The organism is Kitasatospora sp. NPDC017646 (assembly GCF_044329365.1).
In the GTDB taxonomy this organism is placed as follows: Bacteria; Actinomycetota; Actinomycetes; order Streptomycetales; family Streptomycetaceae; genus Kitasatospora.
The window spans coordinates 309,310-328,578 of the sequence record NZ_JBIRJC010000002.1 but is presented as its reverse complement, the minus strand read 5'-3'; the positions used below and the strand labels follow the sequence as shown (position 1 = coordinate 328,578).

Here is a 19,269-nt window from a genome sequence, read left to right as displayed (position 1 = left end):
GGGTCAGACGCCCGAGTCGGCCGTGCGGACCAGGATCCGCGAGCAGTTCTCGCAGCGGACGACCTTGTCGGCCGGCTCGGCCTTGATGGCGTTCAGCTCGGTGATCGAGAACTCGGTCCGGCAGCCCTCACAGCGGCGCTGGTAGAGGCGGGCCGCGCCGACACCGCCCTGGGTCTCGCGCAGCTTGGCGTACAGCTTCAGCAGGTCGGCCGGGATGACGGCGGCGACGGTCTCGCGGTCGCGCTTGACCTTGTCGGCCTCGCCGTCGATCTCGGCGAAGGCGGCGTCGCGGCGGGCCTCGGCCTCCTTGAGGACCACGGTGGAGTGCTCCAGGCGGGCGCTCAGCTCCTCGACCCGGGACTTGGCGCTCTCCTGGCGCTCCATGATCTCCAGCACGACGTCCTCCAGGTCGCCCTGGCGCTTGGCGAGCGAGCCGATCTCGTGCTGGAGGTTCTCCAGGTCCTTCGGCGAGGTGATCGCGCCGGAGTCCAGTCGCTGCTGGTTGCGGGCGGCGCGGGCCCGGACCTGCTCGACGTCCTGCTCGGCCTTGGTCAGCTCGCGGGCGGTGTCGCCCTTCTGGGCCTCGGCGGCGACGACGAGGTCCTTGAGCGCGGTGTGGTCGGCGGTGGCCTTCTCGATCTCGGCGTGCTCGGGCAGGCCCCGGCGCCGGTGGGCCAGCTGGTCGAGCTTCGAGTCGATGGCCTGGAGGTCGAGCAGGCGGATCTGGTCGGCGGGCGCGGCGTTCAAGGGGAAAGCTCCTGTGAATCGGGTCAGGCGGTGAAGGACATAGGGGCGTGCGCGGTCCACGGGTCGGTGACCCGGTGGGAGACCTTGGTCTCCACGGCCCAGCCGCGCTGGTCGGCGGCGGCCAGCAGGGCGCGCTCGGCCAGGCCGAGCCAGGGCCACTCGGTGGCCCAGTGGGCGGCGTCGACCAGGGCGACCGGCGCGGCCTCGGTGGCCTCGGAGGCCGGGTGGTGGCGCAGGTCGGCGGTCACGTAGGCGTCCACGCCGGCCGCCCGTACGTCGGCGAAGAAGCTGTCGCCGGAGCCGCCGCACACCGCCACCCGGCTCACCAGCCGGTTCGGGTCGCCGGAGACGCGCACGCCCGCGGCGGTGGCGGGCAGGCCCACGGCGACCCGCGCGGCGAAGGCGGACAGCGTCAGCGGGGGCTCCAGCAGGCCGATCCGACCGGTGCCGCGACGGCCCAGCGGGTCCGTCGGGTCCGGCACCAGCGGGCCGGTGACCCGCAGCCCGACCGCCTCGGCGAGCGCGTCCGAGACGCCGGGGTCGGCGTGGTCGGCGTTGGTGTGGGCGACGTGCAGCGCGATGCCGTTGGTGATCAGCATGTGCACCACCCGGCCCTTGAAGGTGGTGGCGGCGACGCTGGTGGTGCCGCGCAGGTAGAGGGGGTGGTGGGTGACCACCAGGTCGGCGCCCCACTCCACGGCCTCGTCGACGACGGCCTGGACGGGGTCGACGGCGAACAGCACGCGGCCGACCTCGGCCTGAGGGTCCCCGCAGACCAGGCCGACGGCGTCCCAGGACTCCGCCCACTGCGGGGGGTAGACCTCTTCGAGGGCGGTGATGACGTCGGACAGTTTCGGCACCTGTCGAGACTACCGTGCGCGCGGGGGCGGTCGGGCCTCGGCCGATCGGGGGACGGGCTCGGTGGTCATCCGGGCGCCGGCGGGGTGGTCGTCCGAGCGCCGGCGGGGTGGCCGTCCGGACACCGGTGCGGTGGTCGTCCGGACACCGGTCCCGTGGGCGTACGGGTGCGCGTCAACCCGGGTGCGGCCCGGCGTCAACCTGCGGCGGGGCGTTCGTACGGGCCCGCGCGGACCGTGCGCGTCCGCACGCCCGGCGCCCGTGGCGCACAGTGATGCCCTCGGACGAATTCGAAACCGCCCCCTGCTCACCCTTACGGGTGAAGTGACCGGCTCTGCGTTGAGGCCTCGGTTTTCTCGAAACTAACTTCACTCCTGCGAACGGGAGTTGCCCCGGCCATGGACGAGAGGGATGTGGTGGCACATCAGGGTGAGCGGGGCGTGAAGGTGGCCACCCGCACCACCACCCGGGCACTGCGCCGGACGGGTTTCGCCTTCGCCGCCGACGGCAGCCGTGCGGCCTGCCTGGCGGCGGCCGCCGACAGCGGCTGGTACGTGGAGGGTTGGCGGCTCCCGCCGGACGGTGCACCGGCCGAACCGTCCGCGCTGCCGCTGCCCGGCAACCGGTCGGAGGACCTGCGCTCGCAGCTGGTCGCGCTGCCCGACGGCTCGGTGCTGGTCTGCCGGCACGACGGCGAGCGGCACGACCTGGTCCGCCTCTCCTCCGGGGAGAACGGCACCGTGGAGCAGCAGGTGGCCTCGCTCCGACTGGCCGGCCTGCGGCTGCTGCCGCTCCCGGTGCCGCCCGGTGCCGGCCCGCGCACTCCGGTGGCGGTCGCTCTCGGCACGGACAGCCGCCCGGTGACCACCGCGTGGCTGGTCAGGGCGGACGGCAGCGAGCCCGAACGGGTCGCCGAGGTCCCCGGCCTGCACGGCGGTGGCACCTGGCTGGACCACGCGGGCGCGCTGCTCGCGCTGGACCGGGTGGCCGGCGGGCTGGTCCGCAGCGTGGTGCTGGACCTGCGCAGCGGCACCGCCACCCCGCTGCTGGAGATCGGCGAGCACAGCAACGACCGGCTGGTGCTGTTCGACCCGGACAGCGGCTTCGCGATGGTGCGCAGCGACGCGCCCGGCACCGACCGGCTGGGCTGGGGCGTGCTGGGCGGCGGGGAGCCGCTGCGGTTCCCGGAGTGCCTGCACGTCGCGGGCATGTTCCTGCGGCCGGTCGCGCTGCGGCAGGGCGCGGACGGCCCCCGGGTCGCGGTGCAGATCGACCACGGCGCCGGGTCCGCGCTCGCCCTGTGGCGGCCCGCCGTCGGACGGCTGGACCCGCTGCCGGTGCCGCCCGGGCGGCTGGGCGCGGTCGGGCACTGGGGCGAGGCCGGGCTGCGGATCCCGTACTCCTCGCCCGACCACCCGGCGGCACTGGCCACCCTGGACGTGGACGCCCTGCTGGCGCACGGACCGGCGCCGGCCGGTTCCGCCCCGATGCCGTTGCCGCTCCAACTCGCGCCGCTGGGACCGGGGTCGCCCGGCCCGTGGCGGGAGGCCGTGCCGCCCTGGCAGTCCGGCGGGCCGCGCGGCGCCCGGACCGCGCCCGCCGGTTGGCGGCTGGACGGCAGCACCCCGGCCGGCGACGGCGGCCGCTGGCAGCCCGCGCAGAGTCTCGAACTAGCCGGCCCAGCCGGTCCGTTGGAGGCCGTGGTGTACGGCGGCGACACCTGGCTGAGCAGCCCGCACCTGGTGCTGGCACTGCACGGCGGGCCGGCGGACGCGTGGCGGCTGGAGTTCGACCCGGCGCTCCAGCGGATGGCCGCCGAGGGACTGGCGGTGGTCGCCCCCAACCAGCGCGGCTCCACCGGCTACGGGGTGCGGCACGCGCTGTCCATCCGGGGCGCCTGGGGCGGGCCCGACCTGGACGACGTGCTGTACCTGCTGGAGGGCATCGCCGGCCAGCGCGCGGCGCTCGGCCTGGAACCGCCCGCCCTGTTCGGGGTCAGCTACGGCGCGTTCCTGGCGCTGCTGGCGGCCGCGCACGCCCCGGCCGAGCAGGTCGCCCGCTGCGCGGTGGTCGCGCCGTTCCTGTCCGGCGCCCGGCTGCTCGCCGAAGCGGCGCCCTCCGTACGGGCGTTGGCCGTCCGGCTCGGCGGCGGCGAGCCGCTCCTGGACGCCCGCGGCCCGCGTGACGTGCTCCAGCTGGCGCACCGGCTGAGCGCGCCGTTGCTGGTGGTGCACGGCAACCGGGACGAGGTGGTGCCGGTGAGCCAGTCCCGTTCGCTGCGGCACGAGTTGCTGCGGATCGGGCGGGTCGAGGGCGCGGACTTCCGGTACGTGGAGGCGGCCGGTTCCGGGCACGAGGTGCTCGCCGAGGAGGGCGCCGCCGTGCTGCACGAGCTGCTGGCCGGGTTCCTGCGGACCGGCCGGCCGGGCTGATCCCGCCCGCCCCCGGACGGGGCGGGACTCGCCCCACGAAGTCGATAGGATCTCGTCAGTCCCGGCCGTTATGGTGGCCGGGGCACGGGCCGCGATCACCGGCTGTGGGCGCGTACCGAGCGCCCGATCGGGGACCCGACCGTGCCGCAGGCGCCGGACGGGCGCCGATGACCCGCACCCTCCGCACGGAAGACGATTCTCATGTCCGACACCCTCACCGACACCACCGGACCCGCGATGACCGGGACCGACGCCGACGAGAAGACGGCCGAGGACACCGCGTCGCACGGTCGCCACCGCGGTGGCTCCGCGTCCGACGACACTCCCGGGACGGACCCGCACGGTCGCCACCGCGCGGCCGGCGCCCGGGGCTGATCCCGGGGAACGAACCGCACCCGCGAGGGCCCGCCGAGGACGACCGGCGGGCCCTCGCGCGTTCCGGCGCCCGGTGATCCGGGGCTACCCGAGCGAGACCACCGTCCGCAGCGCCTCGCCGCTGCGCATCTGCTCGATCGCCCGGTTCACCTCCGCCAGCCCCACCCGGTGGGTGATCATCCCGTCGAGGTCGATCCGCCCGGCGCGCCACAGGTCCACCACCAGTGCGATGGTGCGGGCCACCGGCGCCCCGCCGTACAGCGAGGGCAGCAGCCGCTTCTCGTTGAAGAACAGCTCCCCCATGGTGAACTGCGCGAGGTCGTCCTGCGCGCCCGCGCCGATCACGACGACCGCGCCGCCGCGCCGGGCCGCGTCGTAGCCGGCCCGGACGGTGGCCGCCTGGCCGACCGCCTCGAAGACGTGGTCGAAGCCGCCGCCGGGCAGCGCCTTGGCCGCCGCCCTCAGCTCCTCGGGGGCGATCGCCTCGGTGGCGCCGAAGGCCAGCGCCCGCTCGCGGCGCGAGGCCACCGGGTCGACGACGGTGATCCGGGCGGCGCCGCAGACCCGGGCGCCCTGGACGGTGGCCACCCCGACGCCGCCCGCGCCGATCACCGCGACCGTGGCGCCGGGCTCCACCCGGGCGGTGTTGACGGCGGCGCCGATGCCGGTGGTCACTCCGCAGCCGATGAGGGCTGCGGCCTCGTACGGGAGGTCGGCGGGCACCTTGATGACGGCGTCGGCGGCGACCACCACCTCCTCGGCGAAGGCGCCGGTGCCGTAGAAGCCGGAGGCCTCGGTGCCGTCCTCGGCGAGCCGGAAACCGGGCGCGCCGAGCCGCCGCAGGCTGGCGACGCACAGGTGGCCGCGGCCCCGGGCGCAGTGGGCGCACCGGCCGCAGGGGGCCATCCAGCAGAGCACCACCCGGTCCCCGGGCGCGACGCCGGTCACTCCCTCGCCGACCTCGACGACGTCCCCGGCGCCCTCGTGCCCGGGGACGAACGGCGCGGGCTGCGGCAGGACGCCGCTCATCGCGGAGAGGTCGGAGTGGCAGAGGCTGGCGGCGCGCATCCGGACCCGCACCGTGCCCGGTCCGAAGCCGATCGCCGTGACGTCCCCGCGGACGTCGAGGCGGTCCTGGCCGGTCTCGTGCAGGACGGCTGCGCGCATGGGTCTGCTCCCGGTGTGCCTCGGGTCAAGGGTCGGGCCGATTCTGGCACGGCTGCCCGCCGGCCACTGGAACGCGTTCCGGAACCGGCCGGGGCCACCCGCCACCGCCGCTCGCCGCTACCGTCCAGTAGGGTCCGAGCACGTCCCGACCGTCGCCCGAACCCGAGGAGCACCGCATGTCCGACCTGCTGGAGGGCGCCCACCCGGCGCCGGAGGTGCTGGCGGCGTTCGAGGCGGCCACCGGGTTCATGCCGGTGGACGAGGGCCTCGCGCTGTACGCGGCGGCGGTGGCGGCGGCCCGGCGCACCGGGCTGCCGGTGCTGGAGATCGGCACCTACTGCGGCCGCTCGGCGGTCCTGCTGGCGGCCGCGGCGCGGGAGGCGGGGACGGTCGCGCTGACCGTGGACCACCACCGCGGCTCGGAGGAGCAGCAGCCGGGCTGGGAGTACCACGACCCGACACTGGTGGACCCGGAGGTCGGGCGGATGGACACCCTGCCCCGGTTCCGCCGCACCCTGCACGCCGCCGGGCTGGAGGACCACGTGATCGCGCTGGTCGGCCGCTCCCCGCGGATCGCCGCGCTGTGGGGCCGGCCGCTGGGCCTGGTCTTCATCGACGGCGGGCACACCGACGAGCACGCCACCGGGGACTACGAGGGGTGGGCGCCGCACCTGGCGCCGGAGGGCCTGCTGGTGGTGCACGACGTGTTCCCGGACCCGGCGGACGGGGGCCAGGCCCCGTACCGGGTGTACCTGCGGGCGCTGGCCGAGGGCTTCGAGGAGGTCTCGGTGACCGGCTCGCTGCGCGTCCTGCGCCGCACCGCCGGGTAGTCGGGCAGCCGGACCGCCGCTCCCCCGACCGCTCCGCGGGATCACCCCCACAGCCCCGCCCCGATGCTCTAACGTCGTGCCGGGGCTGTCCTGCGGGGGCTCGAAAGGTACGGTGTCCGCGCAGCACCAGGCAGCTGCGGCACGGGCGGCAGCACCAGGCAGAGCATCGGCGGACGGTGGGGGCCAGCGGCACATGACGGACCAGCACAACACCGCTCCGGCGGTCTGGGACCCGACCGCGCGCGGCGGCGCGGGCGGCTGGGTCCGCAATCCGCAGCGCCCGGACGCCGAGTCCGCCCCCGCCGCACCGCCGTCGCCTCCCGCCGCGGGCGCGGTCGGCGACCAGGGTCCGCCGCTGGGCGCCCGGCCGTACCTGTCCACCGCCCCGGGCTTCGGCCCGCCGCCGGACATGTCGGCACCGGCCCCTGCCCCGACGGCCACCCCGGAGCCGGGCCCCGGGGCACCCACCACCGCCCTCCCCCGGATCACCCCGCCGCCCCCGGGCGCCCCGCCCGCGGCGGGACCGTACGGGTCCACGCCGTTCCCCTCCCGCGCGACCCCGCAGGACCGCGGTTCCCGGGACGATCAGCTCCCCGGCCCCGGCTACGTCTATCCGCCGCCGCCCACGGCCGGCCCGTACCAGCAGGGCCCGTACGGGGAGGCCCCGTACGGGCAGCCCGGGTACGGCGGCCAGTCCCACCCCGCCCAGCCGGTCGACGAGGAGGACGAGCGGGACCGTCCGGCCGACCGCAAGGCCCCGCTGCTGATCGGCTTCGCGCTGCTGCTGGTGGTGGCGGTCGGCGCCGGCCTGCTGTACGCGACCGGGAGCGGCGGCAAGGACGACCAGGCCGCGCCCGCTCCTCCGGCCGCCGGCGCGACCGGCTCCGGCAACCCGCAGCCCGCCCCGGCGCCCACCGGTACGGACGCCGCGCCGAGCGCCACGGCCGCGCCCTCCGACACGCCCTCCCCGACCGCGAGCACCGCCGGCCCGAAGGCGCAGGCCCAGGCCCAGGCGCTGGACAGCCTGCTCACCGAGGGCGGCAACGCCCGCACCCAGATCGGCAACGCGGTGGCCAAGGTGACCAGTTGCCCCGCCAAGGCCGACATCGACAGCGCGGCGCAGGTCTTCGACAGCGGCGCCAGACAGCGCGACGGCCTGCTGGCCAAGCTCTCCAAACTGAGCGTCACGGACCTGCCGGGCGGCCCGGACGCGGTGAACTCACTCAAGTCGGCCTGGCAGTTGTCCTCCGACATCGACAAGGCGTACGCGAGCTGGGCCCGCGCGGTGGCCGGCCAGGGCTGCTCCGGCACCGCGCCGACCACGGCGGACAAGAAGAAGGCGGACGAACTCAACCCGCAGGCCACCCAGGCGAAGAACGACTTCCTGACCAAGTGGAAGCCGATCGCGACCGCTTACGGCCTCACCGCGCCCACTTCGGACAGGATCTGAACCACCCGTGACCGGCCCGATCTCCCGACCGCCCCGCCGTTCCGCCCTGCTGCGCGCCACCACCGTGGTGGCCGCGGTCGTCCCGCTCTGCACGGCGGGCTGGTTCGGCTGGCGGGCCCTGGACCACTCCGACCCCGCGGCCGCCACTACCGCCGCCACGGCGGCGCCGCCCAGCGCCGCGGCGCAGTCCGGCGCCGCACCGCCCACCGGCCAGGCGCCGGCCACCCCGGGGGCACCGCCGACCAGCGGCACGCCGGCCGGCGGCGCACCGACCGGCAACGCGCCGACGGCCACGCCCACCGAGACCGCGCCCGCCGGCCTCGCCGGCCGCACCGTCGTGCTCGACCCCGGCCACAACCCCGGCAACTTCTCCCACCCCACCGAGATCAACCGCCAGGTGGACGTCGGCAACGGCCACAAGGAGTGCGACACCACCGGCACCGAGACCAACGCCGGCTACACCGAGGCCGACTACACCCTGGACGTCTCCCGCCGGGCCCGTGCCCTGCTGACCGCCCGGGGCGCCAAGGTGGTGCTGGTGCAGGACGGCGACCGCCCCTGGGGCCCGTGCGTGGACGAGCGCGCCCGGGCGGGCGCCGACGCGCACGCCGACGTCGCCGTCTCGGTGCACGGCGACGGCGGACCGGCGAGCGGCAGCGGCTTCCACGTGATCATGCCCGCCAAGGTGGTCGCCGGTAAGGCGGACAACTCCGCGATCGTCGAACCCTCCCACCGCCTCGGCCTGCTGCTGCGCGACAGCTTCCACGCCGCGACCGGCGAGCCGTACGCCGACTACATCGCGAACGAGGGCCTGGACACCCGCTCCGACCTGGGCGGCCTCAACCTCTCCGCCGTTCCCAAGGTGTTCATCGAGTGCGGTAACATGCGCAACTCCGCGGACGCCCGACGGATGACGGACCCTCAGTGGCGGCAGCAGGCCGCCCAGGGGATCGCCGACGCGCTGACCGCCTTCCTGACCACGCACTGAGCGGGCCCGGCAAGGGAGTTGGGACGAGTGGGCCCGGTGGACGACCCACCGCGACGCCCGCACGGTTCGCAACGACTTCGACCCGTTCCCGAGCCCACCGTGCACCAGCAGGACGGTTGGGCCTAGGCTTCTGGTCCGTTCGGGAGTTTCGGCCGGTCAGCCCGACCGCGCGAAGCACCGTCCACGACACGTCAACGAGGGGAACGTAAGTGAATCTGCGCGCTCTCACCAGGGGAGACGCCGCCGTCGCAGGCGCGGCCGTCCTGCTGTTCATCGCCTCCTTCCTGCCTTACTGGACCGTGACCTGCAGCAGCCGGTACTGCGGGGACAACACCTCGCAGAACGCGTGGAGCACCCAGCTGTTCCCCATCCTGCCCTCGATCTTCCTGCTGGGCATCGCCGCCGCCGTCCTGATCCTGGTGCAGCGCTTCCAGGGCCCCGCCGCCGCCAACCGCCAGGTGCTCGGCCTTCGGCTGGACCAGTGGGGCACCGCGTTCGCCGTCGCGGCGCTGTGGACCTCCGTCTGGTCGCTGGGCGGTGGCCCGTCGGACCCCAGCTTCGGCCACGGCTTCGGCGCCTGGCTCGGCCTCATCTCGCTGATCGTGCTGGCCGGTGCGGCCGCGGCGGCTCCGCTGGTGCCCGCGCTGAAGGCCCCGCTGGTCAGCGACCGCCCGGCCGCCGTCCCGTACCAGGGCGGCTACCCGGTGCCGGGTCAGCCCGGTCACCCGGGTGCCCCCGGCCAGCCCGGCCAGTACGGCTACCCGGCCCAGGGCCACGAGCCTGCCTTCGGCGCCCAGCCGGTCCCCGGTGGCTACGGCTACCCGGCCGCCGGCCAGCCGCAGCCCGGCCAGCCGGTGCAGCCGCAGGACGCCGCCGCCCCGGCCCCGCAGCCGGCGCCGGCCGCCGCCCCGCAGCCGGGCGCGCCGGCGGCGGACTTCCAGCCGTTCTGGTTCGCCGTCCCGGTGCCGCGCCAGCTGGCCCCGAAGGACAACCCGGCCGGTGCCCCGGTCGGCGAGGTCGTGCCGGGCACCTGGTACCTGGCCGTCGAGCAGCGCGGCTCGGCCCTGGTCGCCCAGCTGCCGGACGGCACCCAGGGCGTGCTGGCCGACACCGCGGGCATCCAGCGCGGCTGACGCCGCCCACGGCACGCCCCGGGGCGTGCGGAAGGGGCGGGACCGGATCACCGGTTCCGCCCCTTCGGCGTTCGTGGACCAGGGCGTGTCCGACGGTTCGCGCCGCGGCGAGAACCGTCGACACGCCTCAGCAGCAGTCCTGGACCACCAGCCCGGCGGGCAGCTGCTCCCCGCCGAAGACCGCGACGGTCGCCGGGTCCCCGCCGAGCGCGGCCACAGCGAGCAGCAGCGCCCCTGCCGTCCAGGTGGTGCGCTCCTCGGGCCAGATCGCGTCGTCCTCGAAGACGTACCCGGTCCAGTACGAGCCGTCCTGGTGGCGCAGGTGCTGCTGGATCCAGCGCAGGATGTCCACCGCGCGGTCGGACTGGCCGATCGCCCAGAGCGCGAGAGCCAGTTCGGCGCTCTCGCCGCCGGTCACCCACGGGCGGTCGCTGACGCAGCGCACGCCGAGGCCCGGGACGACGAAGCGCTCCCAGTCCCGCTCGATCCGGGCCAGCGCCGCTTCGCCGCGCAGGCCGGTGCCGAGCACCGGGTAGTACCAGTCCATCGAGTAGCGGCCCTTGTCGAGGAACCGCTCGGGGTGGTGGGCGATGGCGTGCCGCAGCCGGCCGGCCGCGAGCTCCCAGTCGGGCTGCGGCTCCTCCAGGTAGTCGGCGATGGCCAGGCCGCAGCGCAGCGCGTGCAGGATGCTGGAGGATCCGGTGAGCAGCGCCTCCTCGGCGGCGGCACCGTCCTCGTCGACCCGCCAGGCGATCGGGCCACCGGGCAGCCGCAGCCGGACGATGAAGTCCAGCGCCTGCCGGACCACCGGCCAGATCCACTCCAGGAAGGCGTCGTCGCCCGCGCTGAGGTGGTGGTGCCAGACGCCGACCGCGATGTACGCGCAGAAGTTGCTCTCCTTGGCCCGGTCGGTGACCTCGCCGTCGGTGTACGCGGCGTACCAGGAGCCGTCCGGGTTCTGCTGCGCGGCCAGCCAGCGGTAGGCGGCCTCGGCGGCGGCGTGCTCGCCGGCGGTGTCGAGGGCCATCGCGGCCTCGGTGTGGTCCCACGGGTCGAGGTGGTGACCGGCGAACCACGGGATGGCGCCGTCGGGGCGCTGCTCGGCCAGGATGCTGCGGACGGTGTCGGCCGCCTGTTCGGCGTCCAGCACCCCGTCGAGCAGCAGCACCTCGGGGACGGCGGCGGTCATGCGCCCGCCCGCCGGGGCTCCGTGCGGTTCGGCTTGGACGCGTAGGCGACGAAGCTCTTGCCGATGACCGGGTTGAGGGCCTTCTCGGCGGCCTTGGTGAGGGTGCTGATCACCGGGGTGCCGACGATGTCCCAGACCAGCAGCTGGTGGTAGGCCTTGACCGGCAGCGCCTTGTCGTTGTCCACGCCGACGGCGCACTTGATCCACCAGTACGGCGAGTGCAGCGCGTGGGCGTGGTGGGTGCCGTACGGCTCCAGGCCGGCGTCCCTGAGCTTGCCGAGCAGCTCGTCGCCCCGGTAGATCCGGATGTGGCCGCCCTCGACCTCGTGGTACTCGTCGGACAGCGCCCAGCAGATCTTCTCCGGCAGCCAGCGCGGCACGGTGACGGCGAGCAGGCCGCCCGGCTTGAGGACCCGGAACATCTCGTTGAGCACGCCCTTGTCATCGGGTATGTGCTCCATCACCTCGGAGATGATGATCTTGTCGAAGTACTCGTCCTCGAACGGCAGCGCCAGCGCGTTGCCCTCCATCGCGACCGCCGACGCGCCCTCGGGGGCCTCACCGGCCAGCTCCATCGCGGCGAACCACTTCTTGACCTCGGCGATCTCCTCGGTGTTCTGGTCGAGGGCGATCACATTGGCGCCGCGGCGGTAGCACTCGAACGCGTGCCGGCCCCCGCCGCAGCCCAGGTCGAGCACCCGGTCGCCGGGGGCGAGCGGGAAGCGCGAGAAATCGACGGTCAGCACTGCAGGGCTCCCATTCCTTTTGCTACCAAGCGTCCCTGACGTCTCGTCAGGACACTTCGCCAGAAAGCTTCGTCAGGTCACGCGCACTCACCGGGCCGACGCGGTCGGGCTCGGCGCCGGCCGCGACCACCCGGCCGCCCGGTTCAGGGCACGTACCGCCAGCCCGGCCCGGAGCGGGCCCGGGCGCCGACGCCGGTGGCGATCGCCGCCCGGTACGCGTCGGCGGTCAGCTCGGCGGCCCGCTCCCACGTGAACCGGGCCAGCACCCGCTCCCGGCCGGCCGCGCCCAGTTCGGCGCGCAGCCGCGGGTCGTCCAGCAGCCGGCCGAGCGCGGCGGCCAGCGCGTCCGCCTCGCCGGGCGGCACGGCCAGGCAGGTCTCGCCGTCCGGCCCGGCCACCTCGGGGATGGCCCCGCCGGTGGTCGCGACCAGCGGGGTGCCGGTGGCCATCGCCTCGGCGGCGGGCAGCGAGAAGCCCTCGTACAGCGACGGGACGCAGGCCACCTCGGCCGAGCGGTACAGGTCGACCAGCTCCTGGTCGGTCAGGCCGGTGCGGAACTCGATGTGCTCCGCCAGCCCGAAGCGGCGCACCGCCTCGGCCACCGGCCCGTCGCCCTTCTGCGGCTTGCCGACCACCACCAGGTGGGCGTCCCGCTCGGTGCGGACCTTGGCCAGCGCCTCGACCAGGAAGACCAGGCCCTTGAGCGGGACGTCCGCGCTGGAGGTGGTGACGATCCGGCCGGGGACCCGTGTGACCTCCCCGGAGGGCGACCAGAGCCGGGTGTCGGCGCCGATCGGCACCACCGAGATCGCGCCGGGGGCGGCGCCCAGGTGCTCGGCGATCTCGCGCTGCGAGGTGCCGGAGACGGTGATCACGTGGTCCAGCCGGGCCGCGACCCGGCGCTGCATCCGGGTGAAGGCGTACCAGCGGCGCAGCGACAGCCGCTTCGCCCGCGTGGTGGCCGCGCCCAGCTCCAACTGCCGGTCCACGGTGATCGGGTGATGGATCGTGGTGACCAGCGGGAAGCCGTGCCGGGCCAGGCCCAGCAGGCCGTAGCCGAGGGTCTGGTTGTCGTGCACCACGTCGTAGCGGCCCTTGTGCCGGGCCAGGTACTGACGGGCGCGCAGCGAGAAGGTGAGCGGCTCGGGGAAGCCCCCGGTGCGCATGGTCGCGAACTCCAGCACGTCCACCGGCCCGCGGAACTCGCCGCGGGCGGGCGTGCGGAAGGGGTCCTCGGCGCGGTAGAGGTCCAGGCTGGGCAGCTCGACCAGGCGCACCGTTCCGGGGCCCTCGACCTCGTCCAGCACGGGGTAGGGCTGGGCGCCGATCACGTCCACGTGGTGGCCGAGCCGGGCCAGCTCACGGGAGAGGTGCCGTACGTACACGCCCTGACCGCCGCAGAACGGGTCCCCGCGGTATGACAGCAGGGCAATCCGCAGCGGCTGCGCGGTCATCCTGGGCCCTCATCTCTGGCTGCTATTCGGTGCGAGCGGCCCCATCGGTGCCGCCGGTCGCTAAAGTAGATCAGGTTTCAGTGGCTGCGGAACTCTTCATCGACCGTGTGAACAATGAGAGACCTCGAAGATACCGGCCCGTAGCTTTCGCTCAGGAGCCAGGGCTGGTGATTCCCGCCACGCCCGCCCGACCGACCGCGGGTCGCCTTCGGGCCGACCTTTCTGGAGCACGCCGCCACCCACGCGCCCCCGGGAGCACCCTTGTCGTCGCCGACCACGTCCGTGAGCCCCTCCGCGAGCCCCTCCGCCGCCGGCCCCGCCGCCGCGCCCCCGGCCGAACCGCCGCTGTCCGCACGCCAGGCCGAACGGCGCCGCCGGATCCTGCGGGCCGCCACCGCGCTGGCCGCCCGCGGCGGGTACGAGGCGGTGCAGATGCGGGAGGTCGCGGAGAGCGCCCAGGTCGCCCTCGGCACGCTGTACCGGTACTTCCCGTCCAAGGTCCACCTGCTGGTCGCGGTCATGCTGGAGCAGTTGCAGGAGCTCCAGGAGCACATCCGGCGGCACCCGCCGACCGACCGGGACCCGGCGCCCAGGGTCGCCGACACGCTCACCCGGGCCTTCCACTCGCTCCAGCGCGAACCGCTGCTGGCCGAGGCGATGGTCCGCGCGATGTGCTTCGCGGACCGCTCGGTCGGCGCGGAGGTGGACCTGGTCAGCGCCGCCACCGGACAGCTCATCCTGGACGCGATCGGCCAGTCCGGGCCGCCCAGCGACAGCCAGCGCGCGGCCGTCCGGGTGATCGAGCACACCTGGCACTCGGCCCTGGTCGCCTGGCTCTCCGGGCGCGCCTCGATCGCCGAGGTCCGGGCCGACCTGCACACCGCGGCCCGGCTGCTGACCCTGCCGTGACGGCCTGACGACTGGAACCTGTTCCTGCTCCGGGAGGCCCGCGGGCCGCGGCCCGGCGGTTAGAGTCGACGGGCAGCACAACTCCATCCCGCTCCTCCCCCGGGGGAAGCCGGTGCGAATCCGGCGCTGACCCGCAACCGTGAGCCCGGCCGCGCGCCGGGCGAGCCGGAGCACCCGGGGAGGGACGAGCGGCGAGCCGGGCCCCCGCGCCCGGCACCCGTCGAGGACTACGGAACGGCCCCGCCCGGGCCCCCACCGCTCACCGAAAGGCACACCCGCACCATGCTGACCGCCGCCCGCCTGGGCGCCGCCGCCCTGTCCGCCGCGCTGCTCGCCGGCGTCGCCGCCGGACCGGCCCTCGCCGACAGCCCGTCGCCCGCCGCCGCCGTCCCGGACGGCCTGTACGGCAAGAGCGACCCGACCTACGACGGCGTCTGGCGGCAGTCCCTCGCGCTCACGGCGCTGACGGCGGCCAAGGTCACCCCGGCCGACTCCGCGGTGGACTGGCTCACCGGGCAGCAGTGCGAGGACGGCGGCTGGCCCTCCTACCGGGCCGCCGGCGCGCCCTGCGACGCCAAGACCGAGGACAGCAACGCCACCGCCGTGGCCGTCCAGGCCCTGGTCGCCCTCGGCGGCCACCAGCCGGCCGTCGACAAGGGCGTGCAGTGGCTCAAGGCCAACCAGAACGCCGACGGCAGCTGGCCCTACAACCCCGGCAACCCCGGCGACGCGAACTCCACCGGACTCGCCGTCAACGCGCTGTTCGCCGCCCGCACCGACCCGGCCGGCGTCGCCAAGCCGGGCACCGGCGGCGCGGCCGGCAAGAACGCCTTCGACGGCCTCGCCCGCTTCCAGCTCGGCTGCACCGCCCCCGTCGACCAGCGCGGCGCCTTCGCCTACCAGCCCGACCCGGCCGCCGGCACCCTCGCCCCCAACACCCTGGCCAGCGCCCAGGCCGCCCTCGCCGCCGCCGGCGGGCACCTGCCCGTCGCCACCTCGGTGCACGCGGACGCGACCCCCACGGCCCTCGTCTGCGCCGACGGCTCCGCGCCCGCCACCATCCCGCACGCCGAGTCCGGCGAGGCCGTCGGCGCCTACCTGGCCGCCCAGCTCACGGCCGGCGACGAACACCTCACCCTCACCACCCCGGGCGCCGACCCCAAGCCCGACTACACCGCCACCGCCTGGGCCTCCCTCGCCCTGATCCAGAGCGGCCACCCCGAACAGGCCACCGACGCCGTGGACTGGCTGGAGGGACAGGGCGCCACCTGGACCAAGAACGGCACCGACGCCGCCGCCACCGCCAGCCTCCTGCTGGTCTCCCAGGCCGCCCACCGCTCCACCGCCGACCTCACCGGCCAGCTCACCGCCCTCGGCCCGGTCCCCAAGGCCAACGCGGCCACCTCGGCGGACGCCACCCCGGCGAAGAAGAAGAGCGACGGCATGGGCCAGTTCTGGCTGATCATCGTCGGCCTCCTCATCGGCATCGGCGGCGGCCTCCTGCTCAGCCTCCAGCGCAAGCGCAACCCGAACCTCTGATGCGTTCCGCCCCTGACCCCCGGAGGAGCCGGGCCCTGGGCGCCGCCCTCCCGCCCCTCCTCGGGGCGCTGGTGCTGCTGCTCTCCGCCGCGCCCGCGCACGCGGCCGGGTACCGGTACTGGTCGTTCTGGCGCGGCGGCGACGGCGGGGCGTGGGCGTACCAGCAGCAGGGACCCGCGATCGCCGTGCCGCCGGACGGGGCGGTGGACGGGTGGCGGTTCGCCGTCAGCCCGGACGGCGGGCAGGACGCCGCCGAGCCGCGGACGGCGCCCCGGTTCGACGAGGTCTGTGCGGCCACGCCCGCCCAGGACGGCCGCAAGCGGGTGGCCGTGGTGCTGGACTTCGGGACGGCCGAGGACGCCGGGGCGTCCGCCGCGCAGCCGCCCGGGCCGCGGACGGCCTGCGTCGGCGTCGCGCCGCGGGCCACCTCGGCGGAGGTGCTGGCCGCCGTCGCCCCGCCGCTGCGCTACGACTCCAACGGCCTGCTGTGCGCCATCGCCGGGTACCCCGAGGCGGGTTGCGGCGACCAGGTGGTCGCGGCAGGCGGGTCCGCCAAGGCGGCCGAGCCCGCCGAGCACGACGGCGGCCCGGACCTCGGCCCTGACCTCGGCCCGGCCGCCGGCGGTGCGCTGGTGGCCGTCCTCGCCGGTGGCGCCGTCTGGCAGGCCCGCCGCCGCCGTCACTCCTAACCCCCTCCCCAGGACGTCTCCGTGAGCAGCCCCGCCCGTAGCACCAGACCGCCCACCGGCCCGCGCCAACTGCACCCCGGGGCCTGGTGGCTGTGGGCGCTCGGGCTGGGCGCGGCGGCGACCCGCACCACCAATCCGGTGATCCTCCTGCTGCTCGCCGCGACCGCCGGTTACGTGGTCGCGGCGCGCCGCGGCGATGCGCCCTGGTCGCGCTCGTACGGGGCGTTCCTGCGGCTCGGGCTGCTGGTGCTCGGCATCCGGCTGGTCTTCGCGGTGCTGCTCGGGTCGCCGGTCCCCGGTACTCACGTGCTGTTCAACCTGCCCCAGCTCCCCCTCCCCGTATGGGCGCAGGGGGTGCGGATCGGCGGGCGGGTCACCCTCGAAGGCCTGCTCTCGGCCCTGTACGACGGGCTGCGCCTGGCCACCCTGCTGGTCTGCGTCGGCGCCGCCAACGCGCTGGCCAGCCCGGCCCGGCTGCTGCGCGCGCTGCCCGGCGCGCTCTACGAGGCGGGCGTGGCCGTGGTGGTGGCGATGACCTTCGCGCCGAACCTGGTCGCCGACGTCCGCCGGCTGCGTGCCGCCCGCCGACTGCGCGGCCGCGCGGACCGGGGCGTCGCCGCCGTGCTGAGCGTCGGACTGCCCGTACTGGAGGGCGCGCTGGAGCGCTCGATCGCCCTGGCGGCGGCGATGGACACCCGCGGCTTCGGCCGGACCGCCGACGTCCCGCGCCGCCTCGCCCGGGTGACCGCCGCGCTGACCCTGGCCGGGCTGCTCGGGGTCTGCCTGGCCGCCTACGGGCTGCTGACCGCGGGCGGCACCGGCTGGGCGCCGCCGGTGCTCCTGCTCGGCCTGGCCGCCGCGTTCGCCGGGCTGCTGCTCGGCAGCCGACGGTCCGTCAGGACACGCTACCGGCCCGACCCCTGGGCGCTTCCCGAGTGGCTGACCGCCGGTTCGGGCATCGCCGTGGCCACCCTGGTCACCTGGCTCGCCTCCCGGGATCCGGCCGCCTTCGCCCCCACCGTCATCCCGCCGACCGTCCCCGCGCTGCCGCTGGCCGCCGTGCTGGCCGTACTCCTCGGCCTGGTACCGGCGTTCGCCGCCCCGACCCCGCCCCGGAGGGCTTCGTGATCACCTTCGACCAGGTCTCCGTCCGGTACGCGGACTCGGCCGAGCCGGTTCTCTCGAACGTCGACCTGACCGTCCCCGAGGGAGAACTCTGCCTGCTGGTCGGCCCGTCGGGCTCCGGCAAGTCCACCCTGCTGGGCACGGTCAGCGGCCTGGTGCCGCACTTCACCGGCGGGGTGCTGCACGGCCGGGTCACCGTCGGCGGCCGGGACACCCGCGAGCACCGGCCGCGCGAACTCGCCGACCTGGTCGGCACGGTGGGCCAGGACCCGATGGCGCAGTTCGTCACCGACACCGTCGAGGACGAACTCGCCTACGGCATGGAGTCCCTGGGCCTGCCGGGCGACGTCATGCGGCGCCGGGTGGAGGAGACCCTCGACCTGCTCGGCCTCGCCGACCTGCGCGACCGCGCCCTGGGCTCCCTCTCCGGCGGCCAGCAGCAGCGCGTGGCGATCGGCTCGGTGCTCACCGTGCACCCGCGCGTGCTGGTCCTCGACGAGCCCACCTCTGCGCTCGACCCGGGCGCGGCCGAGGAGGTGCTGGCCGTCCTCCAGCGGCTGGTGCACGACCTCGGCACCACCGTGCTGATGGCCGAGCACCGGCTGGAGCGGGTCGTCCAGTACGCCGACCAGGTGCTGCTGCTGACCCCGGGCGCCGAACCGGTGCTGGGGGAGCCCGCCGAGGTGATGGCACACTCCCCCGTGCACCCGCCGGTGGTCGGCCTCGGCCGGCTCGCGGGCTGGCGCCCGCTGCCGCTGTCCGTCCGCGACGCCCGCCGCAAGGCCGCTCCGCTGCGGGCCGAGCTGGACGGCCGTGCGCCCGCCGCCGCCGGCACCCCGGAGGCCGCGCCGATCGCCGTCACCGACCGACTGGCCGTGCGACGCGGCCCGGTCCAGGCCCTGCGCGGGGTCGACCTCGCGCTGCGCCCCGGCGAGATCACCGCCCTGATGGGCCGCAACGGCGCCGGCAAGTCCACCCTGCTCGGTGGCCTGGTCGGGCTGCACGCCCCGGCCTCCGGCAGCGTCACCGTCGGCGGCCGCACCCCGCACCGCACCCGCCCCGCGGAACTGGTCCGGCACGTCGGCCTCGTCCCCCAGGACCCGCGCGACCTGCTGTACGGCGAGACCGTCGCCGCCGAGTGCGCCGCCGCGGACACGGACGCGGGCGCTGCCGCCGGTACCTGCCGCGCCCTGGTCGAACGCCTGCTGCCCGGCATCGCCGACGCCACCCACCCCCGCGACCTCTCCGAGGGCCAGCGGCTCACCCTCGCCCTCGCCGTCGTCCTCACCGCCAGGCCCCCGTTGCTGCTCCTGGACGAGCCGACCCGCGGCCTGGACTACGCGGCCAAGGCCCGGCTGGTGGAGATCCTGCGCTCGCTGGCCGGCGAGGGGCACGCCGTGCTGCTGGCGACCCATGACGTCGAGCTGGCCGCCGAGCTGGCGCACCGGACGCTGATCCTGGCCGAGGGCGAGATCGTCGCGGACGGGCCGACGGCGGAGGTGGTGGTCTCCTCCCCCGCCTTCGCGCCGCAGGTCGCCAAGGTGTTGGCGCCCGGGCCGTGGCTCACCGTCCAGCAGGTCGCGAAGGCGCTGAGCGCATGAGCGAGCGAGTCATCAAGAGGCGCGCGTGGGCGAAGGC

17 protein-coding genes and 1 riboswitch are annotated in these 19,269 nt (G+C 75.8%); of the genes, 11 read left to right on the top strand and 6 right to left on the bottom strand.

The features are described 5' to 3' along the window. Positions 1–3 precede the first annotated feature (3 nt). Together ACH4J0_RS04575 and ACH4J0_RS04570 are read right to left on the bottom strand one after the other, a co-directional pair. A complete protein-coding gene (locus ACH4J0_RS04575; protein WP_396236206.1) occupies positions 4–747 on the bottom strand; it encodes a zinc ribbon domain-containing protein in 744 nt (247 codons plus the stop codon). Between the two features lie 23 nt (positions 748–770). Beyond that, positions 771–1,607: a Nif3-like dinuclear metal center hexameric protein gene (locus ACH4J0_RS04570; RefSeq protein WP_396236205.1), complete on the bottom strand. Its 837-nt coding sequence runs from the start codon at positions 1,605–1,607 to the stop codon at positions 771–773. Between the two features lie 396 nt (positions 1,608–2,003). Here ACH4J0_RS04570 and ACH4J0_RS04565 point away from each other — a divergent pair, with 396 nt between their 5' ends. Both ACH4J0_RS04565 and ACH4J0_RS04560 read left to right on the top strand, forming a co-directional pair. Continuing rightward, positions 2,004–4,037, top strand: a complete 2,034-nt coding sequence (locus ACH4J0_RS04565) for an alpha/beta hydrolase family protein (RefSeq protein WP_396236204.1) — start codon at positions 2,004–2,006, stop codon at positions 4,035–4,037. Positions 4,038–4,238: 201 nt separating this feature from the next. Beyond that, entirely contained in the window at positions 4,239–4,412 is a 174-nt protein-coding gene (locus ACH4J0_RS04560; protein WP_396236203.1) for a hypothetical protein, read from the top strand. Between the two features lie 84 nt (positions 4,413–4,496). Here ACH4J0_RS04560 and ACH4J0_RS04555 read toward each other — a convergent pair whose 3' ends face one another. Continuing rightward, complete coding sequence (locus ACH4J0_RS04555; RefSeq protein ID WP_396236202.1) at positions 4,497–5,579, bottom strand: alcohol dehydrogenase catalytic domain-containing protein; 1,083 nt, start codon at positions 5,577–5,579, stop codon at positions 4,497–4,499. 176 nt (positions 5,580–5,755) lie between these two features. Between ACH4J0_RS04555 and ACH4J0_RS04550 the strand changes: the two genes are divergently transcribed. The 4 genes from ACH4J0_RS04550 (at position 5,756) to ACH4J0_RS04535 (ending at position 9,980) form a co-directional block, all read left to right on the top strand. Beyond that, positions 5,756–6,409 carry a class I SAM-dependent methyltransferase gene (locus tag ACH4J0_RS04550; protein WP_396236201.1) on the top strand — a complete coding sequence of 218 codons (654 nt, stop codon included), beginning with the start codon at positions 5,756–5,758 and terminating at the stop codon, positions 6,407–6,409. A 193-nt stretch (positions 6,410–6,602) separates the two neighbouring features. Beyond that, on the top strand, positions 6,603–7,859 hold the full coding sequence (locus tag ACH4J0_RS04545) for a hypothetical protein (protein ID WP_396236200.1): 1,257 nt from the start codon (positions 6,603–6,605) through the stop codon (positions 7,857–7,859). 7 nt (positions 7,860–7,866) lie between these two features. After that, positions 7,867–8,847, top strand: a complete 981-nt coding sequence (locus ACH4J0_RS04540; RefSeq protein ID WP_396236199.1) for an N-acetylmuramoyl-L-alanine amidase — start codon at positions 7,867–7,869, stop codon at positions 8,845–8,847. Between the two features lie 209 nt (positions 8,848–9,056). Then, entirely contained in the window at positions 9,057–9,980 is a 924-nt protein-coding gene (locus ACH4J0_RS04535) for a hypothetical protein (protein WP_396236198.1), read from the top strand. Between the two features lie 127 nt (positions 9,981–10,107). Here ACH4J0_RS04535 and ACH4J0_RS04530 read toward each other — a convergent pair whose 3' ends face one another. From ACH4J0_RS04530 to ACH4J0_RS04520, 3 genes are all read right to left on the bottom strand, one after another. After that, on the bottom strand, positions 10,108–11,169 hold the full coding sequence (locus ACH4J0_RS04530) for a prenyltransferase (RefSeq protein WP_396236197.1): 1,062 nt from the start codon (positions 11,167–11,169) through the stop codon (positions 10,108–10,110). Beyond that, positions 11,166–11,915, bottom strand: a complete 750-nt coding sequence (locus ACH4J0_RS04525; protein ID WP_396236196.1) for a class I SAM-dependent methyltransferase — start codon at positions 11,913–11,915, stop codon at positions 11,166–11,168. The genes ACH4J0_RS04530 and ACH4J0_RS04525 overlap by 4 nt, the downstream gene beginning before the upstream one ends. A gap of 143 nt (positions 11,916–12,058) precedes the next feature. After that, on the bottom strand, positions 12,059–13,369 hold the full coding sequence (locus ACH4J0_RS04520) for a glycosyltransferase family 4 protein (protein ID WP_396236195.1): 1,311 nt from the start codon (positions 13,367–13,369) through the stop codon (positions 12,059–12,061). A gap of 261 nt (positions 13,370–13,630) precedes the next feature. On the opposite strand from ACH4J0_RS04520, the gene ACH4J0_RS04515 reads away from it, so the two are divergent. The 5 genes from ACH4J0_RS04515 (at position 13,631) to ACH4J0_RS04495 (ending at position 19,232) form a co-directional block, all read left to right on the top strand. After that, the gene (locus ACH4J0_RS04515; RefSeq protein ID WP_396236194.1) at positions 13,631–14,278 is read left to right on the top strand and encodes a TetR family transcriptional regulator; all 648 of its coding nucleotides are present in this window, start codon (positions 13,631–13,633) and stop codon (positions 14,276–14,278) included. 102 nt (positions 14,279–14,380) lie between these two features. Next, positions 14,381–14,454: riboswitch (cobalamin riboswitch) on the top strand. Positions 14,455–14,560: 106 nt separating this feature from the next. Continuing rightward, positions 14,561–15,817, top strand: a complete 1,257-nt coding sequence (locus tag ACH4J0_RS04510; protein WP_396236193.1) for a prenyltransferase/squalene oxidase repeat-containing protein — start codon at positions 14,561–14,563, stop codon at positions 15,815–15,817. Next, positions 15,817–16,506: an SCO2322 family protein gene (locus ACH4J0_RS04505; protein ID WP_396236192.1), complete on the top strand. Its 690-nt coding sequence runs from the start codon at positions 15,817–15,819 to the stop codon at positions 16,504–16,506. Before ACH4J0_RS04510 ends, ACH4J0_RS04505 begins: the two co-directional genes overlap by 1 nt. Positions 16,507–16,527: 21 nt before the next feature. Then, positions 16,528–17,634, top strand: a complete 1,107-nt coding sequence (locus ACH4J0_RS04500; RefSeq protein WP_396236191.1) for a CbiQ family ECF transporter T component — start codon at positions 16,528–16,530, stop codon at positions 17,632–17,634. Further along, positions 17,631–19,232, top strand: a complete 1,602-nt coding sequence (locus tag ACH4J0_RS04495; RefSeq protein ID WP_396236190.1) for an ABC transporter ATP-binding protein — start codon at positions 17,631–17,633, stop codon at positions 19,230–19,232. Before ACH4J0_RS04500 ends, ACH4J0_RS04495 begins: the two co-directional genes overlap by 4 nt. Positions 19,233–19,269 lie beyond the last annotated feature (37 nt).